Consider the following 20,289-nt stretch of genomic DNA (forward strand, 5'->3'; position numbering starts at 1 on the left):
TCTCGGATGACCCGGCATGATCTCGCCATCGCGAAATGGAAGTGTTCGTTCCTCGCCAAGAAGATCGTCCTTCTTCGCCAGTCGGCTGCAGAGCCGCATATCCTCGCTTTGATCGCCCTGCATCAGAGCGAACTGGACGATTTGCTCGCGGCGATTGCAAAGACGCATGACGCTAAGGAGTGGGCCGAAGATTGGGCGAAGGCGCATACGCGGACGGACGACCGCGACGCTGGTGGAGGCTCGCCGCCATCGGGGCAGGACCTTGGCGGCGATGCTAGCCTGAGGCAATATCGGCGGGACTAGATCATGCTTACCCGGCCGCCGGCATGGCGTTCCAGTCGGCCGCCGAGTTCGAGTTCCAGCAACACCGTATGGACGACCGCCGGGCCCAGATGCGACTGGCGGATGAGTTCGTCGATCGCGACGGGTACCGGGCCGAGCAGGTCGGCAATCCGGCGGCGGTCGGTGTCGGTCGCGTCTTCTGGCGGCGCGGCGGCGTAGACGTCGAGCGGGGAGCGCACCGAGCGTGGATCGAACGGGCGGATCTGTTCCAGGATGTCGGCCGCCGATTGCACCAGCGTCGCGCCCTCGCGGATCAGCAGGTTGCAGCCCTGCGCGCGTGGATCGAGCGGGCTGCCGGGGACGGCCATCACTTCGCGGCCGGATTCGTTGGCGAGCCTTGCGGTGATCAGCGAGCCGGATTTGGGCACGGCTTCGACCACCACCGTGCCGATCGCGAGGCCGGCGATGATGCGGTTGCGCGACGGGAAGTTGCGCGCCTTGGGTTCGGTGCCGGGCGGCTGTTCGGCGAGCAGGAGGCCGTCGGTCGCGATCCGCTCCTGCAAGGCGGTGTTGTCGGGCGGATAGGCGATGTCGATGCCGCTGGCGATGACGCCGATCGTCGCGCCGCTGCTGCCGGCGCCGAGCGCGCCGATATGCGCGGCGGTGTCGATCCCGCGGGCCAGGCCGGAAACGATCGTCGTGCCCTCCTCGGCGAGTTGCAACGCGAGCTGGCGGGCGAAGCGGCAGGCGGCGGCGGACGCGTTGCGCGCCCCGACCACCGCGATGCAGGGACGCGTGGCGTGGGCGAGATCACCGCGGAAGATCAACGCGGGCGGGGCCGTCTCGATCTCGGCCAGCAGGCGGGGGTAATCGGGATCGTCGAGGAAGAGGTAGCGGGCGCCGAGCTTGGCGGTGGCGGCGATCTCGCGCTCGGCCAAGGTGGTGTCGGCAATTCGGGGGCTGCGGCCGCCGCCGCGTTGCGCAAGCATCGGGAGCGCTTCGATGGCGGCGTCCGCGCTGCCGAAGCGGGCGATGAGCTGGCGATAGGTGACCGGTCCGATCCCGGTCGTTCGGATGAGCCGAAGACGTGAGACCGTCGGGTCAGTCACCCGGCGGTCGTTTTGAGCGGCCGATGCGTGGTTCGGTGCCGGAGAACAGGCGCTCGACGTTCTCGCGGTGCTTCCAGAAGACGATCAGCGCAAGCGCGAGCAGCAGCAGGACGAGGTCGAAGCGATCGAACAGGGCGGCGGCGAACGGCGCGCTCAGCGCGGCGGCCATGCCGGCGACCGAAGAGATGCGCAGGCCCGCGAGGAGGCCCAGCCAGACGACCGCATAGACCAGCCCGAGCGGCCAGTAGAGCGCGACGACGATGCCCATGAGGGTGGCGACGCCCTTGCCGCCTTTGAACTTGAGCCAGATCGGGTAGCAATGGCCGATAAAGGCGCCAGCCGCCGCAAGGAGTGCGTTGCCGGGGAACAGGTGTGCGACCAGCAGCACGGCGACAGCGCCCTTGGCCATGTCGAGCAGCAGCGTGGCGGCGGCGAGGCCCTTGCGTCCGGTGCGAAGGACGTTGGTGGCGCCGATATTGCCCGAGCCGATCGTCCGCAGATCGCCCGCGCCGCCGAGACGCGTGAGGATCACGCCGAACGGGATCGAACCGAGCAGATAGCTCAGCACGAGCGAGAGCGTGGGCGCGACCCAGAGAATTTCCGTCTGCAAGTAGGTCCCCCGTTCTGACGGCGCTTATAAGGCACCCGGAGCGGACGGCAAATGGGCGTCTCGCGAGGCTTGGCGCGGGATCGCCGAAACGCTCCGTCATGCCGGGCTCGTTCCGGCATCCACTGTGCCGCGTCCTCGTCAAGGTTTGGTTTGCGGCACGGTGGACCCCGGAACAGGTCCGGGGTGACGAAGCGTGGTGGAGTGTTCTCACGAAATCACTAAACTCGATCTGGCCTAGTCTACTAACGCTGATCCGTCTTAAGAGCGAGACATGGACCAGCGCCCCATCCTGTTCTTCGATTCCGGCGTCGGCGGCCTTTCGATCGTCGGGCCTGCGCGCGCGGCCCTGCCCGATGCCCCGTTCGTTTACGCCGCCGACTCGGCAGGGTTTCCCTACGGGACCAAGAGCGAGGCGGAGATCGCCGCGCGCGTACCCGTGTTGCTGGGGCGGCTGGCGGAGCGGTATCGGCCGCGGTTGATCGTGATCGCGTGCAACACGGCCTCGACGATCGCGCTGCCGGTGGTGCGCGCGGCGCTCGACCTGCCGGTGGTGGGGACGGTGCCGGCGATCAAGCCGGCCGCGCTGCTCTCAAGCACGCGGACGATCGGGGTGCTGGGGACCGAGGCGACCGTGCGGCAGGCGTATGTCGACGATCTGGCCGCGAAGTTCGCGGGCGATTGCACCGTGCTGCGCTACGGATCGGCGGCGCTGGTCGAGATGGCGGAGGCCAAGCTGCATGGACGGCCGGTCGCGCCGGAGCGCTATGCGGCGGTACTCGACGGGCTGTTCTCGCAAGCGGGCGGCGATCGGGTCGATGTAATCGTCAACGCCTGCACGCACTTTCCGCTGGTCGAGGCGGAACTGGCGATCGCGGCCCCCGGCGTACGGTTCGTCGATGGCGGACCTGGTATCGCGCGGCGGATCGTTCACCTGACGCAGGGGCAGAATTGGAGCGGAGCGGGCGAGGGAATCGCCGTCTTCACCCGGCTTGGTGACGACGAGCGCGCGCTATCATCGGCATTGGCGGCGCGGGGATTCGCCAAGCTCGAACAGCTTTAAGCGTTAACCTGGGACAATCTGGCACCTTGCTTCGCGGGCGCATCGTGGCAATGTGCTGCCAGGACGAGGAAAGCGATCACCGTAAGAGCGGTATTACGCTGGAACTGAGTGAAAGTGAGGCGTAGTGCCCAAGCCTATGAGTATCGACGGCAAAACGGCAACGGACGGCATCAGCGGTCCGCGAGTCGATTATTCACGCGTGTTCACGCAGGCGATCGACCGGTTGCATGCCGAAGGGCGCTACCGTGTGTTCATCGACATCCTGCGCAACAAGGGCGCGTTTCCGAACGCGCGCTGTTTTGCCGGGCATAATGGGCCCAAGCCGATCACGGTGTGGTGCTCGAACGATTATCTCGCAATGGGCCAGCACCCGAAGGTCATCGCGGCGATGGAAGAGGCGCTGCACGACGTCGGTGCGGGCTCTGGCGGCACGCGCAACATCGGCGGCAATACGCATTACCATGTCGACCTGGAGGGCGAACTCGCCGACCTGCACGGCAAGGAAGCGGCGCTGCTGTTCACCAGCGGGTACGTCTCGAACGAGGCGACGTTGGCGACGTTGGCGAAGGTTTTGCCGGGCTGCATCATATTTTCGGACGAGCTGAACCACGCTTCGATGATCGCGGGCATCCGCAATTCGGGCTGCGAGAAGCGCGTGTTTCGGCACAACGATCTCGCGCATCTCGAGGAACTGCTGGCCGCGGAAGACCCGGCGGCGCCGAAGCTGATCGCGTTCGAGAGCGTGTATTCGATGGAGGGCGACATCGCGCCGATCTCGGCTGTGTGCGACCTTGCCGATCGCTACAACGCGTTGACCTATTGCGACGAAGTCCATGCGGTCGGGATGTATGGCGCGCGGGGCGGCGGCATTTCGGAGCGGGACGATGTCGCGCACCGGATCACGATCCTCGAGGGCACGCTCGGCAAGGCGTTCGGCGTGATGGGGGGCTATATCGCCGCCGATCGCACGATCGTCGACGTGATCCGCTCGTACGCGCCAGGGTTCATCTTCACGACCTCACTGTCGCCGGTGCTGGTCGCCGGCGTGCTCGCGAGCGTGCGACATCTTAAGGCGTCCAGCGTCGAGCGCGAGGGGCAGCAGGCGTCGGCGGCGATGCTGAAGGCGATGCTGAAGGATGCCGGGCTGCCGGTCATGATCGGCGACACGCATATCGTGCCTTTGATGGTCGGCGATCCGGTCAAGGCGAAGAAGATCAGCGACGTCCTGCTCGCGGAATACGGCGTGTATGTGCAGCCGATCAACTACCCGACCGTGCCGCGCGGCACCGAGCGGCTGCGGTTCACCCCGGGGCCTGCGCATACCGAGGCGATGATGCGCGAACTGACCGATGCGCTGGTTGAGATCTGGAGCCGGCTGGACCTTCGCAAGGCGGCTTGAGACGGAGCGACCTGGGGCGGGGCGGTGTCAGTCGATAGTGATGGTGCCGTCCGTTTCGGGAACGGCAAACGCCTCCCCGAAACCGACTGAGTAAAATTTGGTGTAATCACCCTTGATCGGCGCGCCGTAAACATGGACGACGGACCGGCTGCCATCGATAACCCAGTAATGGGGGATGCCGCCACCGGCATAAGCGAAGCGCTTCATGGTGGTGTCACGCGCGGCCGACGTTTCCGCCACTTCGATCACGAGCAGAAAGTCGGCGGCGACCAGCAGACGATTTGCTCCGACCGGCTCGCGCACAACGGCGACGTCGCAACCGAGTACGGTATCGTTGCCAAGATCGACTCCGACTTCCCCCATGATCCGCGACTCGTCGAATAGGCGTGCGAGACGGATTGCGATCTTGGCTTGGCGCGCGGCGTGCGCGGACATTGGCGAATTCATCCGAACGAGTTCCCCGTCGACCAGTTCGACTTTCATGTCGTCGAACGCGCCGGACTCACCCATGCGCAGGAACTCGGCGGTGGTGAAACGCGCCTTTTCCTGCCGATCGGTGAGGAGACTCGCGGCGGATGTATTCATGACCAATTCGTATCATGGATCGAGCCGGCCAGCGAATCGTGCGGCGCGGCTTTAAAGCGCGGCGGCGAGCATTGTCAGGACGCCGAGCCCAAGCGACAACGGCACGCGCAACGCCATCCATCCCGGTGGCGCGATGCCGGCGCGGACCAAGGCACGGTCGATCAGTAGCGCGCCGATCAGACTGATGCCGAGCACGACAAGCGATGGGCCGGGCCAGCGCAGACCGACCATCCACGGCCACGCGGTAACGAGCGCGATCAGCGAGGGGGCGACGCTCGCGAACCAGAGCCAGCGCGGGGGCGAGTCGGTGCGCGCGGCGAGCCCCCACCACAGTCCGCCGAGGAAGCTCAGGATGATCGCAGCATAGGCATAGGCGATCGCCAGCGCGGCGTAGCGGCTTTGCGGATCGCCGCTCAGCAGCAACGCGACCGCGGCCAGTTGCGGCAGCAGCCCGCTCAGCCCGAGCAGCCGCGCGATCGGCGGAATGCCGCCCCCCGCGACGGATCGCTCGGTCATCAGACGCGAGCGACCACGCCGGTGGCGACGACCGGACCGGTCGGCAGGCCGGTCGGCGAACCCCCGAGCGGCTCGACCGAGATGGCGAGCGTCGCGCCCGTGGCTATGCGACCGCGGTCGACACCCTTTGGCGCCAGCACGGTCGGCTGGCCCGACAGCAGGCCAAGCGAATGCGGCACGCCGTCCCCGCCGATAACCCAGAGTTCCGCGACACGCGCGTTCGGCACGCCGGGACCTGCCGCGACGCGGAGCGCGCCGTTGGCAGGATCATAGACCGCGGCGATCGGCGACTTCGCATCGCCCAGCATCGCGACGAGTACGCTGGTCGGCCGCGGAACCGGGATCGGCTGCGACACCGGTACGCTAGGCTCGGGACGGAGCATGACGAACAGGAGCAGGCACGCCGCGATCGCGCTGGTGAAGGCGGTAAGCGCCGGCCACGGCATGCGGCTGACCTTGGCGGGTGTCGTCGTGACGTTCGCCGCGCCGTCGAGGCTGGCTTCGATCCGCTCGCCGATATGCGAGGGCGCGGCGCGCTCGGGCCACAGGTCGAACAACGCGGCCAGACGCGACCGCCACCATTCGACCTGCGCTGCGAAACCGGGTTCGGCGAGTACGCGACGCAGCGCCACGCTCCGCTCGTCGCCTTCGAGCAGCCCGAGCGCGAGTTCGGCGGCGGCCACGTCTTCGGGGACGCCCGAGTCGCGGGGGGTATCGATGGTCGAATCAGCCACCCAGGCATTCCTTCAGGCGTGCGAGACCGCGACGAACCCAGCTCTTCATCGTACCGAGCGGCACGGCGCGCTTGATCGCGAGTTCGGCGTAGGTGACACCGTCGAAGAACGCGGTGCGGATCGCGTCGCGCTGTTGCGGTTCGAGGCCTTCGAGGCATTCGATCAGTTCGCGCGACGATTCGGTGGCGATCATGCCGGCTTCGGCACCCTCGCCGGGGTCGGCGATGTCGGGCGCGTCGTCGAGCGTGCTGGTCCGGCGCACGCCCTGCGCGCGCTGCCAGTCGATGGCGCGGTTGCGCGCGATCGTCGCCAACCAGGTTATCGGGCTCGCGCGGCCGGGTTCCCAGGCACCGGCGCGTTTCCAGATCGTGAGATAGACCTCGTGCAGCACATCCTCCGCGGCTTGGGCGTTGCCACAGATACGGTGGGTGATGCCGAAAAGCTTCGCGCTGGTCAGTGTATAGAGTTCACGAAACGCCTCGCGATCCTCCTGGCCGGTACGCAGCAGCACTTCGGAGAGGTGCGCGCGGGCGGCGTCTGCGTTCAGGTGGGCTGTTGTCACGACCACGAACCTAGCGGCTAAGTCCGTCGCGGCAATAGCCTTCGCCGGGCTTTACGGTGAGGCAGTCGGTTTTGCCGGCAAGATATTTCAGCCCGGTTGCATCGCCGTCGGTCGGGCGCAGGGTCTCGGGAATCTCGTTGCGGATGAACGTGATGGTCCTGCCGTTCGCGGTGCCGTCGAAGGTGCCCTTGTTGTCGAGGTCCCACTGCATCGTCAGGTCGTAGTGACCGGGCGCACCGGCATGGGCGATATCGAGAACCATGCCCTCAACCCCGACCCAGCGGCCGGCATAGTCGCGCGGCGCCGGTGCGGATGCAGCGGCGGAAGTGGGAGCCTTTCGCTCGACCGACCCTGCCGACGTCATGTTGCCGTCGCGGCTGGTGTCCGGCGCGGGACCCGAGCAGGCGGCAAGTGCTACGGTAGCGAGCAGGGTAGCGGCTTTCATGAATGTTTCCTTCACGGTCGGCGTTCAGCGCAGATCCCCATCCTAGCGCGTCATTCTGCCGAAAGTCAGGACCTAGCGCGATGAAGGACACGCTACGTTACCTTGTGTTATCCTTGGTCCTGGATTTCGTCAGGATGACGGAACTGAGTCTCCGAACAGGTGTGGCAAATCCCGCCCCGGGCCGGTAAGGGGCTGGGCACCCGATCTCCCGTCACAGGATTACGCCAGGTGCGCATCGCCATCGCGTCCGATCACGCCGCCGTTTCGTTGAAGGCGGCGCTCGCCACATGGTTGCGGGATATGGGGCATGATGTCCTCGACCTTGGCCCCGAAGGCACCGCCAGCGTCGATTACCCCGACTACGGCTTCAAGCTCGCGTCGGCGCTCGCCGATGGTAGCGCGCAACGCGGCATCGCGCTGTGCGGCTCCGGGATCGGCATCTCGATCGCCGCCAACCGCAATCCGGCCTGCCGCTGCGCGCTCGTGTCCGAACCGCTGTCGGCGAGCCTCGCCCGCATCCATAACGACGCCAACGCCATCGCAATGGGCGCCCGCCTGATCGGCGAGGAAATGGCCAAGGCGTGCGTCGAAGCGTTTCTCTCCGCCGATTTCGCTGGCGGCCGTCATCAACTCCGTGTCGACAAGCTAAAGGTCCCCGCATGAGCACCCAGCCCCGCGAACTCCACGACGTCCAGCCTGATGGCTTCTTTACCCGCGGCCTGGCCGATGCCGATGCGGCCGTGTTCGCCGGCGTCGAGGCCGAACTCGACCGCGAGCAGACTCAGATCGAGCTGATCGCGTCCGAGAACATCGTCTCGAAGGCAGTGCTCGAGGCGCAGGGCTCGGTGTTCACGAACAAATACGCCGAAGGCTATCCCGGCAAGCGCTATTACCAGGGCTGCGCGCCGTCTGACGTCGTCGAAACGCTCGCGATCGATCGCGCCAAGCAGATCTTCGGCTGCGGCTTCGTCAACGTACAGCCGCATTCGGGCGCGCAGGCGAACGGTGCGGTGATGCTGGCACTGGTGAAGCCGGGCGACACGATCCTCGGCATGAGCCTCGATGCCGGCGGTCACCTGACGCATGGCGCGAAGCCCGCGCAGTCAGGCAAGTGGTTCAACGCGATCCAGTACGGCGTCGATGCCGAGACGCACCTGATCGATTATGATGCCGTCGAGGCGCTGGCGGTCGAGCATCAGCCGAAACTGATCATCGCGGGTGGTTCGGCCTATCCGCGGGTCATCGACTTCGCCAAGTTTCGCGCGATCGCGGACAAGGTCGGCGCGTATTTCATGGTCGACATGGCGCATTTCGCCGGCATTGTCGCCGCCGGCCTGCACCCGACGCCGTTCGGCCACGCGCATGTCGTGACCACGACCACGCACAAGACGCTGCGCGGGCCCCGCGGCGGCATGATCATGACCAACGATGAGGCGATCGCGAAGAAGATCAACTCGGCGGTGTTCCCGGGGCTCCAGGGCGGGCCGCTGATGCACGTGATCGCAGCCAAGGCGGTCGCGTTCGGCGAGGCGTTGCAGCCCGACTTCAAGAGCTACATCGCCGCGGTCGTCGAAAACGCCAAGGTGCTGGCCGCGACGCTCAAGGAGCGCGGCAGTGACGTCGTCTCCGGGGGCACCGACACGCATCTCGCACTGATCGACCTGACGCCGCTCGGCATCACGGGCCGCGATGCGGACGAGGCGCTCGAGCGTGCCGGCATCACCTGCAACAAGAACGGCATCCCCAACGATCCGCTGCCGCCGATGAAGACCAGCGGCATCCGTGTCGGCTCGCCCGCGGGCACGACGCGCGGTTTCGGCCCGGCCGAGTTCCGCGAGATCGGCAACATGGTCGCCGATGTGCTGGACGGCCTCGCCAAAAAGGGCGAGCATGGGGACCCCGCGGTCGAGGCGGACGTTCGGACTCGCGTGCGGGCCCTGTGCGCGCGCTTCCCCATCTATCAAGGATAAGACATGTCGAAGTTCGATGACATCCAGAACGACGTGAAGAGCACCCCCGGCCTCGGCAAGAGCATGGCCAAGTGGAGCGCGCTCGGTGCGGTCGTAGCCATCCCGGTGCCCGTCGTGGGCCCGATCTTCGGTGCACTCGCGGGCGCGGGCTACGCCTACTACAAGGGCAAGAAGAAGGTCTGAATGCGCTGCCCTTTCTGCGGACATGAAGACAGCCAGGTCAAGGACAGCCGCCCTACCGAAGACGGGGCGGCGATCCGGCGTCGGCGGCAATGCGAGGGGTGCGCCGCGCGTTTCACGACGTTCGAACGCATCCAGTTGCGCGAGTTGTTCGTGTTGAAGAGCGAGGGCCGCAGGGAGCCGTTCGACCGCGAGAAGCTGCTCCGGTCGCTGTCGATCGCGACGCGCAAGCGCGCGATCGAGGCGGGGCGGATCGAGAAGCTCGTGAGCGGCATTCAGCGGCGGCTGGAGACGCTGGGCGAGAACGATGTCACGTCGAAGCGGATCGGCGAGATGGTGATGGACGGGCTCAAGGGGCTCGACTCGGTCGCGTATATCCGGTTTGCAAGTGTGTATCGCGATTTCAACGAGGCGAAGGACTTCGAGGCGTTTGCCGGGAGTGTCGAGGAGGTTGGGCGCGAGGGGTAGGGCTGAACCGTGTCGGTTCGCGTGAGGTTCCCCCATGAGGAGAGAGACCCTTCGACTTCGCTCAGGGCGAACGGAGAAGGAGTGAACGGTGGAGGACCCTCCGCTTTGCAGACGCTCTCCACCCCCTCCCGTTCGTCCTGAGCGAAGTCGAAGGACTTGTCCGGACGCAGCTCGCCCGCGTAAGCCCCACCCATGACATTCTGGGCCTATGTGGTGCGCTGCGCCGACGACAGTTATTACACCGGACACACCGACGATCTGGAGCGCCGGATCGGCCAACATAATCTCGGCGAGGTTTCCGGATACACGCAGAAGCGCCGACCCGTGACACTGATGTGGAGCCAGGATTTTGGCAGCCGGCAGGAAGCGCTCGCCGCAGAGTTTCAGGTGAAGGGCTGGTCGCGGCGCAAGAAGGAAGCGCTCGCGCGTCAGGACTGGGCGGATCTGCACGATGCAGCCATTCCCCCGCGGGAACGGGCCCTTCGACTTCGCTCAGGGCGAACGGAAGGGGGGGAGGACGTGCCGCTCCCCACCTCCGTTCGTGCTGAGCGAAGTCGAAGCACCTTGGCAGGCGTAACCCCACCCCCCGTCATCATCCTCGTCCGCCCCCAACTCGGTGAAAACATCGGCAAGGCCGCGCGCGCGATGCTGAACTTCGGGCTGACCGAGATGCGCCTCGTCTCCCCGCGCGACGGCTGGCCCAACCCCTCCGCCGGCCCCGCCGCCAGTGGCGCGGATGTCGTGCTGCAAAATGCGCAGGTGTACGACAGCGTCGCCGCCGCCACCGCCGACTGCGAACATGTGTTCGCGACGACGGTGCGCAAGCGTGGCATCACCAAGCCGGTCGTGACGCCGGAGCAGGCCGCCACCGAGATCCACGCAGCACCCGGCCGCTCCGCGATCCTGTTCGGCCCCGAGCGCTCCGGGCTCGAAACCGACGACGTCGCGGTCGCGCGGACGATCATCACGGTGCCGATCAACCCCGAGTTCGGATCTCTCAACCTCGCCCAGGCGGTGATCCTGGTCGCCTATGAATGGTCGAAGGGGCTGACCGCGGAGCACGAGTTGTCGCAGCCGTCGATCAATCCGATTCTGCCGCCCGCGCCTCAGGAGGAGCTAGACGGGATGATCGGGCAACTCGACGCGATGCTGGTGGGGGCGGGGTTCTTCCACCTGCCCGACAAGATGCAGTCGACGCGTCGGACGCTGCGCACCTTGCTGACCAAGCCGGGCTGGTCGAGCCAGGAGATCCGGACTCTCCGCGGGGTTCTGTCGTCGCTGGCAGGGAAGAAGCCGCGGGCCTGATCAGTATACCGGCCCGAATCCCTGAGCTCCGTCATCCCCGCGCAGGCGGGGATCCATACTGGCGAACGTAGACGCTAGAGGTACTGAAGTCTGCCAATATGGGTTCCCGCCTCCGCGGGAATGACGGACTTGGCGGAACGCAGGCCTAATCGTTTTCTACCGCCGGTCGAACGCGGTGAGTTCGTAGGCGATCGAAGCTTCGACCAGACGCTCCCAGAGCTCCGCGACCACCGCTTCGGGAACGCCAAGCTTCACCGCTTCGGCCCGCGCGTTGTCGATCACCTGCGTTTTCCGGGCCTCGTCGCGCACATGGCCGCGCTCGGGCTTGATGCGCGCGGCGGCGTCCATGTACGCGAAGCGCCGGGCGAGCAGCGCGACCAGGTCGCGGTCGAGCGCGTCGACGCCTGCGCGGACTTCGGTCATCGTGGTGCAGTCGGGGCCGGGGAGGATGGTCATGCACCGCCTCTTGCCGAGCGCCCAGCGGCCTGTCCAGATTGACTCTTAGCCGTCCCCCGTCTAAGCGCCCGCCTTCGCAATGGCCCTGCACCCCGGTGAAGCGGTGGCCCTGCCTTGTCCGGACCTTTGGGTCTCACGACGACCAGCAGAGCGATACCGGGACCAACGTTGTTTGCATTTGCAAAGGTTATATTATGTCGAAGCGTCAAAGCGCGAAGTACAAACTCGATCGCCGTATGGGCGAGAACATCTGGGGTCGCCCCAAGTCGCCGGTCAACAAGCGCGAATACGGCCCGGGCCAGCACGGCCAGCGCCGCAAGGGCAAGGTCAGCGATTTCGGTATCCAGCTGCGCGCCAAGCAGAAGCTCAAGGGCTATTATGGCGACGTGACCGAGAAGCAGTTCCGCGCCTGCTACCATGAGGCCGCACGGCTGAAGGGCGATACGTCGCAGAACCTGATCGGCCTGCTCGAGCAGCGCCTCGACATGATCGTCTACCGCGCCAAGTTCGCGCCGACGATCTTCGCGGCTCGCCAGATCGTTTCGCACGGCCACATCCGCGTCAACGGCGTGAAGTGCAACATCGCCTCGCGTCGTTGCTTCGTCGGCGACGAGATCACGCTGGGTTCGAAGGCGCAGGAAATGGCGCTGGTGATGGAAGCACAGAGCCTCGCCGAGCGCGAAATCCCCGACTATGTCGCCACCGACGGCGCCGCCAAGGTCACCTTCACGCGCGTGCCCACGCTCGACGAAGTGCCTTACCCGGTGAAGATGGAGCCTAACCTCGTCGTCGAGTTCTATTCGCGCTGAGTCGAGTGGAACGAGACCGGCCGGCGGTGCTTAGGCACCGTCCGACGACGTGGCTTCGCCACGGCGCGGTTCGAGGCAGAGAAGGGCGGTCCTGCGGGGCCGCCCTTTTTCGTTGCCCCGTTTCGTTGCATGGACAGGGACGCTTACCTTTGCCAGAACCCGCGCAACTCATTGGGGAAATGACCATGCGCGCTGCCATCCTGTCTCTGTTGCTGCTCGGGACCGCTGCGTCCGCGCAGACCACCCCTGCGATCTCGGTCGAGACGTTGAAAACCGTTACGCAGGTGTTGGCATCGGACGCGTATGAAGGTCGCGCGCCGACGACGCCCGGGGAGGCCAAGACGGTCGCGTATATCGTCGAGCGGATGAAGGCGGCGGGGCTCAAGCCCGGCAACAAGGGCGCGTGGACGCAGGACGTGCCGATGGTGGAAATCACCGCCGGCGACGTGCAGCCCTATGTGTTCACCGGTGGCAAGACTCCGGTCAGCCTCGCCTATCGTACCGACATGGTCGCGGGCACCTACCGCGTCGTGCCGAAGGTGTCGGTGGCGAACAGCGACGTCGTGTTCGTCGGCTACGGCATCACCGCGCCCGAAAAGGGCTGGGACGATTACGCCGGCGTCGACGTCAAGGGGAAGACCGTGGTCATCCTCATCAACGATGCAGACTGGCAGACGATGTCGCGTGAGGGGCCCTTCGAAGGCCGCGCGATGACGTGGTACGGGCGCTGGCCGTACAAGTTCGAGAATGCCGCCAAGCACGGCGCGGCGGCGGCGATCATCGTCCATGATACCGAGCCCGCCGCCTATCCGTGGGCGGTGGTGCAGTCGTCCTGGACCGGGCCGCAACTGGAGCTCGACGAAAAGGGCGATCATCTCGACCAGTCGCAGATCGTCGGCTGGATGCAGCGCCCGGCAGCCGAGCGCGTGTTCGCGAGCGCAGGCAAGGATTACGCGGCGCTGGCCGCGGCGGCGAAGGTGAAGGGGTTCAAGGCGGTGCCGCTCGGGCTAAAGCTGTCGGGCGGGTTCACCAACACGATTCGGCGGCAGGCGTCGAAGAACGTCATCGGCGTGCTGCCGGGGACCGCAAAGCCGGACGATTACGTGATGTATTCGGCGCATTGGGATCATCTCGGGCGCTGCGACGCGGTGGATGGCGACGACATCTGCAATGGGGCTGCGGACAATGCGACCGGAGTCGCCGGGCTGATCGCGCTGGCTGAAGCGCAGGCGAAGGCGGGCCCGGCCAAGCGCTCGATCGCGTTCCTGGCGGTGACCGCGGAGGAGTCCGGCCTGCTCGGATCGCGTTTTTATGCCGAGCATCCGATCTATCCGCTCGCGCATACCGTCGGCGGCGTGAACATGGATGTGCTCAACACCAATGGCCGCACCAAGGACTTCGTACTGATCGGTGCGGGCAAGTCGGAGATCGAAGACCTGGTGAAGCCGTTCGTCGCTGCCGAGGGCCGCGTGATCGGCGTCGAGGCGAACCCCGAGCGCGGCGGCTATTACCGGTCGGATCATTTCAGTTTCGCCAAGCTCGGCGTGCCGATGCTCGATGGCGGCAGCGGCGAGGACCTGGTCGTCGGCGGCACCACGGCGGGGCATGCCGCGCGCGAGGATTATGTCGCGCACCGCTATCACAAGCCGGCCGATGAATATGACGCCAAATGGGACTGGTCGGGCGCGGTCGAGGATCTGACGATCTATTACGGGCTCGGGCGCAAGCTCGCGGACGATACCGCGCTTTGGCCGAACTGGTATAAGAGCGCCGAATTCCGCGGCATTCGTGACCGCGATCGCGCAGGAGCCAAGTAAGTGACCACGACCGTCTCTACCCCAGCCGAATGGGCACACCACAAGGCCGTTTGGATCGGCTTTCCGAGCCATGCGGACCTGTGGCTCGACGATCTGGAGCCCGCGCGCGACGAGGTCGTCGCGTTCGCCAAGGCGGTCCATGCCGAGGGTAAAGGCGAGACGGTGATCCTGGTCGCGGCGGACGTCGGATCTGCGACCACCGCCAAGCGGCTGGCGCCGTTCGCGCAGGTGGTGGTCGAGCGGTTCGGCGACATCTGGCTGCGCGACACCGCACCGATCATCGTCGCCGACGGCAGCGCGCGGGATTTCCAGTTCAACGGGTGGGGCGGGAAGTACGACCTGCCCGGCGACGACACGATCGGGCAGCGACTGGCGGCGAGCCGGCACAAGCGCGTCGAGGCGTGTGAGTGGGTCCTCGAAGGTGGCGCGATCGATGGCGACGGCACCGGGACGGTTGTGACGACCCAGCAGTGCCTGCTCAACCGCAACCGCAATCCGGCGCTGAGCAAGGCGGATATCGAAGCCCGGCTGGCGTCCGACCTGGGGTATACCCGCGTGGTTTGGCTGGGGGACGGGTTGGTCAACGATCACACCGACGGCCATGTCGACAACCTCGCACGCTTCGTCGGCGAGGGGCGCGTTGCGATCCCGCAGGCGACGGACAACGACCCGAACTGGCAGGTGTACCAGAACGCCGCGCGCGACGCGCAGGCGGCGGGGCTGGAGGTGGTGACGATCCCGTCGCCGGGCCGCGTGCTGCGCGACGAGGAGGTCGTGCCGGCGAGCTATATGAACTTCTATATCGGCAATGCCGCGGTGGTGGTGCCGCTCTATGGCGCGGAGAATGATGCGGCGGCGGTGGTGGCGATCCAGGCGCTGTTCCGGGACCGGGTGGTGGTCGGCCAGCGGGCGGATCATATTTTGACGGGGGGCGGGAGCTTCCACTGCATCTCGCAGCAGATTCCGGGATAGCCCCCACGGCCGTTCGTCCTGAGTAGCCGTCGAGTAGCTCCGTAAGGAGCGTATCGAGACGGCGTATCGAAGGACAGGTTGGCGCGCGAAACCTGTACCTCGATACGAGCCCTCGATACGTCCCTTCGGGACTACTCGGTCTCTACTCGGCACGAACGGTAATGCGGGTCAGCGACTCCAACGGGCCCGAATCGGTAATGTATCACCACCCCGGCGAAGGCCGGGGCCCAATTGGGTAACGTCGCTGAGGACGGACGGCGTGTCGTTACTTCCGCCTTTCCAATTGGGCCCCGGCCTTCGCCGGGGTGGTAGTGTGTGTGGGCCTCAGCGGCTCCAGCGCGCCCAGATTGCTGTCGGTAGCACCAACCCGCGCGCTTCCTCGCGAACACCGAGTTCGCCGACCTCGATCTTGCCCGGCAGATCCGCGAAAACCTGGTTCAGCAATTCGCCGATCGCCAGCGCCGACATCCGCACCGCGTAGACCGTCAGGAACAGGAAACGCGAATTCTCGTCGAGCAGTTTCCGGCAATCGGCGATGAGCTTCGGCAGGTCTTCCTCCAGCCGCCAGACCTCGCCCTCCGGCCCGCGACCATATTTCGGCGGGTCGAGCAGGATGCCGTCATAACGCCGCCCGCGCCGCACCTCGCGCGCGACGAACTTCGCCGCGTCGTCGGTCATCCAGCGGATCGGCGCGTCGGCCATGCCCGACAGCTTGGCGTTGGCCTTGGCCGCCTCGACCGACTTCTTCGACGCATCGACATGGACCATGCGGACACCCTTGGTCGCCATCGCCAGCGTGCCGACGCCGGTATAGCCGAACAGGTTCATGCACTCGGGACTGTCGAGCCCGGCGACGCGTTCGCGCATCCAGCTCCACACCGGCGCCATGTCGGGGAAGAAACCGAGGTGGCGGAACGGCGTGGTCTGCGCGGTGTAGGAGACCTCGTTCCACTTGAGCGTCCAGCCTTCGCGGGGGACGGGCTCAGAGAATTCCCAGCGACCGCCGCCATCCTCGTCCGAGCCGGGCACGAACTCGCCCTGCGCGGTCCAGTCGGTCGAGGCGGGCGCCCACATCGCCTGCGGTTCGGGGCGGATGAAGCGGAAGCGGCCATAGCGTTCGAGCTTCTTGCCGTGGCCCGAATCGATCAGGCCGTAATCCGCCCACGGTTCGCCGATGAGGGTGTCGAGCTTCATGCCGAGGGTGTTGCCCGTTCGGCGATGTACGCCGTGATCGCGTCGAACGTTGCAGGCAGCGTCGCGTACCGCTCCTCCCGCTGGAACAGATCGCCGACGCGCGCAGGCAGCGACGGACGCACGCCGGTCGCGCGCTCTACCGCGTCACCGAACTTGGCGGGGTGTGCGGTCGCCAAGGTCACCATCGGCACGCCGGCGGGCAGCTCGGTGCGCAGCGCGGCGGCGAGGCCGATCGCGGTATGCGGGTCGATCACCTGCCCCGCGCGGTCATGCGCCCAGCGCATCGCCAGCGTCATGTCGTCGAGGTCGACGCGGTCGCTCTGGAACAGCGCGGAGGCGCCCTGTGACTGCGCGTTGGTGAGCCGCATCGCCCCCGACGCCTCGAAGCCTGCCATCTGTGCAGCCAGCGCGGCGCCATCGCGGTCGCCGAGGTCGAACAACAGGCGCTCGAAGTTCGAGCTGACCTGGATATCCATCGACGGGGTCGGGGTCTGGCGGACGCCGCCCTTCGAATAATCGCCGCTGCTGAGCGCGCGGTGGAGGATGTCGTTGACGTTGGTCGCGACCACCAGCTTGGCGACCGGGAGCCCCATCTTCGCCGCGACATAGCCGGCGAAGACGTCGCCGAAATTGCCGGTCGGCACCGAAAACGCGACTTCGCGATCGGGCGCCCCCAGGCGGACCGCAGCGTAGAAAAAATACACCACCTGCGCCATCAACCGCGCCCAGTTGATCGAGTTCACCGCCGACAGGGCGAACCGGTCCGAGAAGGCGGGGTCGTTGAACATCGCCTTCACGAGCGCCTGCGCGTCGTCGAAGCTGCCCTCGATCGCGATATTGTAGACATTGGGGCTGAGCACCGTGGTCATTTGACGGCGCTGCACGTCGGAGATGCGGCCGACCGGGTGGAGCATGAAGATGTCGATGCCCTCGCGCCCCGCCACCGCGTCGATCGCCGCCGAACCGGTGTCGCCGCTGGTCGCGCCGACGATGGTCAAGCGCTTGTCCGTGCCCGCGAGGAAGCGCTCGAAGAACAGCCCGAGCAGCTGGAGCGCGACGTCCTTGAACGCGAGCGTTGGTCCGTGGAAGAGTTCGAGCAGCCACTGGTCGTGGTCGAGCTGGACCAGCGGCGTCACGGCCGCATGCGAGAAACGGCCATACGCCTGGTCGCAGAGCGCCTTGAGCTCTTCGCGGGTCATCGCGTCGCCGACGAACGGCGTCATTACCGCGACGGCGGTGTCGGCGTAGGACAATCCGGCAAGCGCGGCGATCTCGTCGCGCGTCATCGTCGGCCATGCCTCGGGGAGGTACAGGCCGCCATCGGAGGCGAGGCCGGCAAGCGTCGCCGCTTCGAAATCGAGGACGGGCGCCGAGCCGCGGGTGCTGATGTAACGCATGGCCTGTCGGTTAGCGGGCTGGGCGGGACGGGACAAGCGTTCGGGTGTCGTGGGGGTGATCTGGTCGCTGGCCACTACCTCTACCAATCCCGATGCGCGCCCACTCCAAATCCGTCACCCCAGCGAAAGCTGGGGTATCCCGCGAGGCAGATGGCGCGTGTCAAACGGGGATATCCCAGCTTTCGCTGGGATGACGGCGGGGCGGGGGGCGGTATTGGAGAACGGCTAGCGGGGCCGCCGGCGCAGCGCGAGCGCGTAGATGATCGCGGCGATGGCGGCGAAGAAGAACCACTGGCCGGCATAGGCGAGGTGGTTGTTCGGGACCGACGCGATGTCGGGCTTGCCGTTGGGGCTGAGCCCGGCTTGCGGCGTGTCGGCGACCAGCATCAGGCGCTGCGGCGTGCGATCGAATAGCGATCCGATCAGCGAGCGGCCGTCGGGGGCGTGGCTGATATAGCCCGAGACTTCGCCGCCGGCCCAGGCGACCTTGGTCATCGGATCGCGCGTGGTGCCGAGCTGCACGACCATCCCGGGCCCCTCCGCACCGGTCTTGCACTCCGCGATCGCGCGAAAACCGGATTTGCCGGCGCCGGCGAGCTTGATCGCGGTCGGCTGGAGGCAGAGGCCGGACGCGCGGCGGAACAGCAGCGTTTCGTCGGGGAAGCGCGGGAACGCCATCGGCGGCTTGGCGGGATTGGCGGCGAGCTGGGCGAGGAACGCGTCCTTTTTCGGGAGGCGGTCGAGCAACTGCCACAGCCCGAGCCCGATCATCGCCGCGATCGCGAGCGTGACGAGGATGGTCGGGATGATCGGGATGCGTCGTGCGGGTCGGGTCACGGCTCGATCCGACCTTCACGCGCCGCGTTGCGGTATTCGGCGGACATGAGCGCGCCCTTGGCTGCTCTCAGCGAAAGCACGACACCGCCGGCTGTGAACGGAATCCAGATCAGCATGTGCACCCAGAGTGGCGGATGGACCTTGAGCTCGAGCATGATCGCGAGCGCGACGACGATCGCGCCGAGAATCAGCGTGAGGAACGCGGCCGGGCCGTCGCCGACGTTGAACTTGCTAAAGTCGAGCCCACAGTTCGGGCAGCGATCGGCGAAGTTCGACCATTTCGCAAAGAGCGTCGGCTTGCCGCAGCGCGGGCACAGGCCTTTCAGCGCGACCTGGGCGATCGAGGGGGCGTTGGCGAGCGGGTATGGGTCGTCGGTCATGCCGTCATCGCCTCCGTCGCTCGTTTCCCCGAGACGGCGGGAACCCGGACTGGGCTCCCGCCTTCGCGGGAGAACACGGTGGCGGCGGGAGGGTGTACTGATGCCCGACCGTTATACACCACCCCGGCGAATGCCGGGGCCCAATTGGGGAACATTGCTAACCGAGGAGGTCGCTTCGTTACAGCGACCTTTCCAATTGGGCCCCGGCCTGCGCCGGGGTGGTAGCCTTCGGAGCGCGGGTCGACGATCAACCGCCGTGGACGGGGGCGCCCCAGCCGCCCCAGACATAGACGGTGACGAACAGGAACAGCCACACGACGTCGACGAAATGCCAGTACCAGGCCGCGGCCTCGAAGCCGAAATGCTGCTTCGGGGTGAAGTCGCCGCGATAGGCGCGGACCAGGCAGACGATCAGGAAGATCGTGCCGATGAGCACATGGAAACCGTGGAAGCCGGTCGCCATGAAGAACGCCGCGCCGTAGTTGATCCCCTTGAACGGGAACGGCGCGTGGACATACTCATACGCCTGGATCGCGCTGAACAGCACGCCGAGGATCACCGTCAGCCACAGGCCCTTGAGCACGCCGTCGCGGTTGCCGACGCCGATCAGGCCCCATGCGCCGGTCTTCTCGCCGCCGCGCTGGTTGTGGATCAGCGCGTGGTGCGCCCAGGTTACCGTGGTGCCCGATGTCAGCAGGATCAGCGTGTTCAGCAGCGGCAGTTCGAACGGGTTGATGACCGTCAGGCCCTTTGGCGGCCACTGTGCGATCATCGCCGCACCGCCCTCGACCGCGCGCGTGACGCTGCCATCGGCATAGGTCATCGCGGTCGGGAACAGCGAGAAGTCGAAGAACGCCCAGAACCAGCCGACGAAAAACATCACCTCGGAGGCGATGAACAGGATCATGCCGTAGCGGAAATGGAGCTGGACGACGGGGGTGTGATCGCCCGCGCGGGCCTCCTGGATGACCTGAGCCCACCAGCTGTAAAAGGTAAACAACAGCCCGGCGAGGCCGATGAAGAAGATCCAGCCGCCGCCATTGGGCTTGTCGATATGGCCGCCATGCATCCACATGATGCCGCCCACTGCCATGATCAGCGCCGAAAACGAGCCGACCAGCGGCCACACGCTCGGCGGCAGGATATGGTAATCATGGTTCTTGGCGCCAGCCATCGTAACTCCCCTAGTCGTTTTGCCGCAC

The 20,289-nt window shown here is 66.4% G+C and carries 24 protein-coding genes; 11 read left to right on the forward strand and 13 right to left on the reverse strand.

Translation table 11 applies throughout. The features are described 5' to 3' along the window. Positions 1–6: 6 nt before the first annotated feature. Positions 7–303: a hypothetical protein gene (locus tag EQZ23_RS13860; RefSeq protein WP_128455027.1), complete on the forward strand. Its 297-nt coding sequence runs from the start codon at positions 7–9 to the stop codon at positions 301–303. On the opposite strand, the gene dprA is transcribed toward EQZ23_RS13860, so the two are convergent. Beyond that, positions 300–1,391 carry a DNA-processing protein DprA gene (gene dprA, locus EQZ23_RS13865; RefSeq protein WP_128455028.1) on the reverse strand — a complete coding sequence of 364 codons (1,092 nt, stop codon included), beginning with the start codon at positions 1,389–1,391 and terminating at the stop codon, positions 300–302. The genes EQZ23_RS13860 and dprA overlap by 4 nt on opposite strands. Beyond that, positions 1,384–2,001: a glycerol-3-phosphate 1-O-acyltransferase PlsY gene (gene plsY / locus EQZ23_RS13870; RefSeq protein ID WP_128455029.1), complete on the reverse strand. Its 618-nt coding sequence runs from the start codon at positions 1,999–2,001 to the stop codon at positions 1,384–1,386. The genes dprA and plsY overlap by 8 nt, the downstream gene beginning before the upstream one ends. A 271-nt stretch (positions 2,002–2,272) precedes the next feature. Between plsY and murI the strand changes: the two genes are divergently transcribed. Continuing rightward, positions 2,273–3,061, forward strand: a complete 789-nt coding sequence (murI, locus tag EQZ23_RS13875) for a glutamate racemase (RefSeq protein ID WP_128455030.1) — start codon at positions 2,273–2,275, stop codon at positions 3,059–3,061. 136 nt (positions 3,062–3,197) lie between these two features. Then, the gene (gene hemA, locus EQZ23_RS13880) at positions 3,198–4,460 is read left to right on the forward strand and encodes a 5-aminolevulinate synthase (RefSeq protein WP_128455031.1); all 1,263 of its coding nucleotides are present in this window, start codon (positions 3,198–3,200) and stop codon (positions 4,458–4,460) included. 27 nt (positions 4,461–4,487) lie between these two features. Here the strand turns inward: hemA and EQZ23_RS13885 are convergent, their stop codons facing one another. From EQZ23_RS13885 to EQZ23_RS13905, 5 genes are read right to left on the reverse strand one after another with little or no spacing between them, the layout of a single operon-like run. Next, positions 4,488–5,045, reverse strand: coding sequence for a Uma2 family endonuclease (locus tag EQZ23_RS13885; RefSeq protein ID WP_128455032.1), 558 nt, complete (start codon positions 5,043–5,045; stop codon positions 4,488–4,490). Positions 5,046–5,096: 51 nt separating this feature from the next. Further along, positions 5,097–5,561, reverse strand: a complete 465-nt coding sequence (locus EQZ23_RS13890; protein WP_128455033.1) for a DUF3429 domain-containing protein — start codon at positions 5,559–5,561, stop codon at positions 5,097–5,099. Next, positions 5,561–6,295, reverse strand: a complete 735-nt coding sequence (locus tag EQZ23_RS13895; protein ID WP_240663579.1) for an anti-sigma factor — start codon at positions 6,293–6,295, stop codon at positions 5,561–5,563. Before EQZ23_RS13895 ends, EQZ23_RS13890 begins: the two co-directional genes overlap by 1 nt. Continuing rightward, positions 6,288–6,857 (reverse strand): sigma-70 family RNA polymerase sigma factor, encoded by a 570-nt coding sequence (locus EQZ23_RS13900; protein ID WP_206364260.1) that lies wholly within the window; start codon positions 6,855–6,857, stop codon positions 6,288–6,290. The genes EQZ23_RS13895 and EQZ23_RS13900 overlap by 8 nt, the downstream gene beginning before the upstream one ends. A gap of 10 nt (positions 6,858–6,867) precedes the next feature. Then, the gene (locus tag EQZ23_RS13905) at positions 6,868–7,302 is read right to left on the reverse strand and encodes a hypothetical protein (RefSeq protein WP_128455035.1); all 435 of its coding nucleotides are present in this window, start codon (positions 7,300–7,302) and stop codon (positions 6,868–6,870) included. A 228-nt stretch (positions 7,303–7,530) separates the two neighbouring features. Between EQZ23_RS13905 and rpiB the strand changes: the two genes are divergently transcribed. From rpiB to EQZ23_RS13930, 5 genes are all read left to right on the forward strand, one after another. Continuing rightward, a complete protein-coding gene (gene rpiB, locus EQZ23_RS13910; protein WP_128455036.1) occupies positions 7,531–7,965 on the forward strand; it encodes a ribose 5-phosphate isomerase B in 435 nt (144 codons plus the stop codon). Further along, positions 7,962–9,272: a serine hydroxymethyltransferase gene (glyA, locus tag EQZ23_RS13915; RefSeq protein WP_128455037.1), complete on the forward strand. Its 1,311-nt coding sequence runs from the start codon at positions 7,962–7,964 to the stop codon at positions 9,270–9,272. Before rpiB ends, glyA begins: the two co-directional genes overlap by 4 nt. A 3-nt stretch (positions 9,273–9,275) precedes the next feature. Then, positions 9,276–9,455, forward strand: coding sequence for a hypothetical protein (locus tag EQZ23_RS13920; protein WP_128455038.1), 180 nt, complete (start codon positions 9,276–9,278; stop codon positions 9,453–9,455). After that, positions 9,456–9,920: a transcriptional regulator NrdR gene (gene nrdR, locus EQZ23_RS13925; protein WP_128455039.1), complete on the forward strand. Its 465-nt coding sequence runs from the start codon at positions 9,456–9,458 to the stop codon at positions 9,918–9,920. Positions 9,921–10,112: 192 nt separating this feature from the next. Then, positions 10,113–11,225: a TrmH family RNA methyltransferase gene (locus tag EQZ23_RS13930; protein ID WP_128455040.1), complete on the forward strand. Its 1,113-nt coding sequence runs from the start codon at positions 10,113–10,115 to the stop codon at positions 11,223–11,225. Positions 11,226–11,381: 156 nt separating this feature from the next. On the opposite strand, the gene EQZ23_RS13935 is transcribed toward EQZ23_RS13930, so the two are convergent. Then, a complete protein-coding gene (locus EQZ23_RS13935; RefSeq protein ID WP_128455041.1) occupies positions 11,382–11,681 on the reverse strand; it encodes a chorismate mutase in 300 nt (99 codons plus the stop codon). Between the two features lie 194 nt (positions 11,682–11,875). On the opposite strand from EQZ23_RS13935, the gene rpsD reads away from it, so the two are divergent. The 3 genes from rpsD to EQZ23_RS13950 all read left to right on the forward strand — a co-directional run bounded on the left by rpsD (position 11,876) and on the right by EQZ23_RS13950 (position 15,279). Then, the gene (gene rpsD, locus EQZ23_RS13940) at positions 11,876–12,490 is read left to right on the forward strand and encodes a 30S ribosomal protein S4 (protein WP_056053294.1); all 615 of its coding nucleotides are present in this window, start codon (positions 11,876–11,878) and stop codon (positions 12,488–12,490) included. Positions 12,491–12,675: 185 nt separating this feature from the next. Further along, positions 12,676–14,307, forward strand: coding sequence for a M28 family metallopeptidase (locus EQZ23_RS13945; RefSeq protein ID WP_128455042.1), 1,632 nt, complete (start codon positions 12,676–12,678; stop codon positions 14,305–14,307). Next, positions 14,308–15,279 carry an agmatine deiminase family protein gene (locus EQZ23_RS13950; protein ID WP_128455043.1) on the forward strand — a complete coding sequence of 324 codons (972 nt, stop codon included), beginning with the start codon at positions 14,308–14,310 and terminating at the stop codon, positions 15,277–15,279. Positions 15,280–15,603: 324 nt separating this feature from the next. Here the strand turns inward: EQZ23_RS13950 and EQZ23_RS13955 are convergent, their stop codons facing one another. The 5 genes from EQZ23_RS13955 to EQZ23_RS13975 all read right to left on the reverse strand — a co-directional run bounded on the left by EQZ23_RS13955 (position 15,604) and on the right by EQZ23_RS13975 (position 20,261). Further along, complete coding sequence (locus EQZ23_RS13955; RefSeq protein WP_128455044.1) at positions 15,604–16,473, reverse strand: class I SAM-dependent methyltransferase; 870 nt, start codon at positions 16,471–16,473, stop codon at positions 15,604–15,606. Continuing rightward, positions 16,470–17,870: a threonine synthase gene (gene thrC, locus EQZ23_RS13960; protein WP_128455045.1), complete on the reverse strand. Its 1,401-nt coding sequence runs from the start codon at positions 17,868–17,870 to the stop codon at positions 16,470–16,472. Before thrC ends, EQZ23_RS13955 begins: the two co-directional genes overlap by 4 nt. 225 nt (positions 17,871–18,095) lie before the next feature. Then, a complete protein-coding gene (locus EQZ23_RS13965; RefSeq protein WP_346427828.1) occupies positions 18,096–18,707 on the reverse strand; it encodes an SURF1 family cytochrome oxidase biogenesis protein in 612 nt (203 codons plus the stop codon). Beyond that, the gene (locus EQZ23_RS13970; protein WP_128455046.1) at positions 18,704–19,087 is read right to left on the reverse strand and encodes a DUF983 domain-containing protein; all 384 of its coding nucleotides are present in this window, start codon (positions 19,085–19,087) and stop codon (positions 18,704–18,706) included. The genes EQZ23_RS13965 and EQZ23_RS13970 overlap by 4 nt, the downstream gene beginning before the upstream one ends. 247 nt (positions 19,088–19,334) lie before the next feature. Then, entirely contained in the window at positions 19,335–20,261 is a 927-nt protein-coding gene (locus EQZ23_RS13975) for a cytochrome c oxidase subunit 3 (protein WP_128455047.1), read from the reverse strand. Between the last annotated feature and the right edge of the window lie 28 nt (positions 20,262–20,289).

The organism is Sphingomonas sp. UV9 (assembly GCF_004101245.1).
GTDB lineage: Bacteria > Pseudomonadota > Alphaproteobacteria > Sphingomonadales > Sphingomonadaceae > Sphingomonas.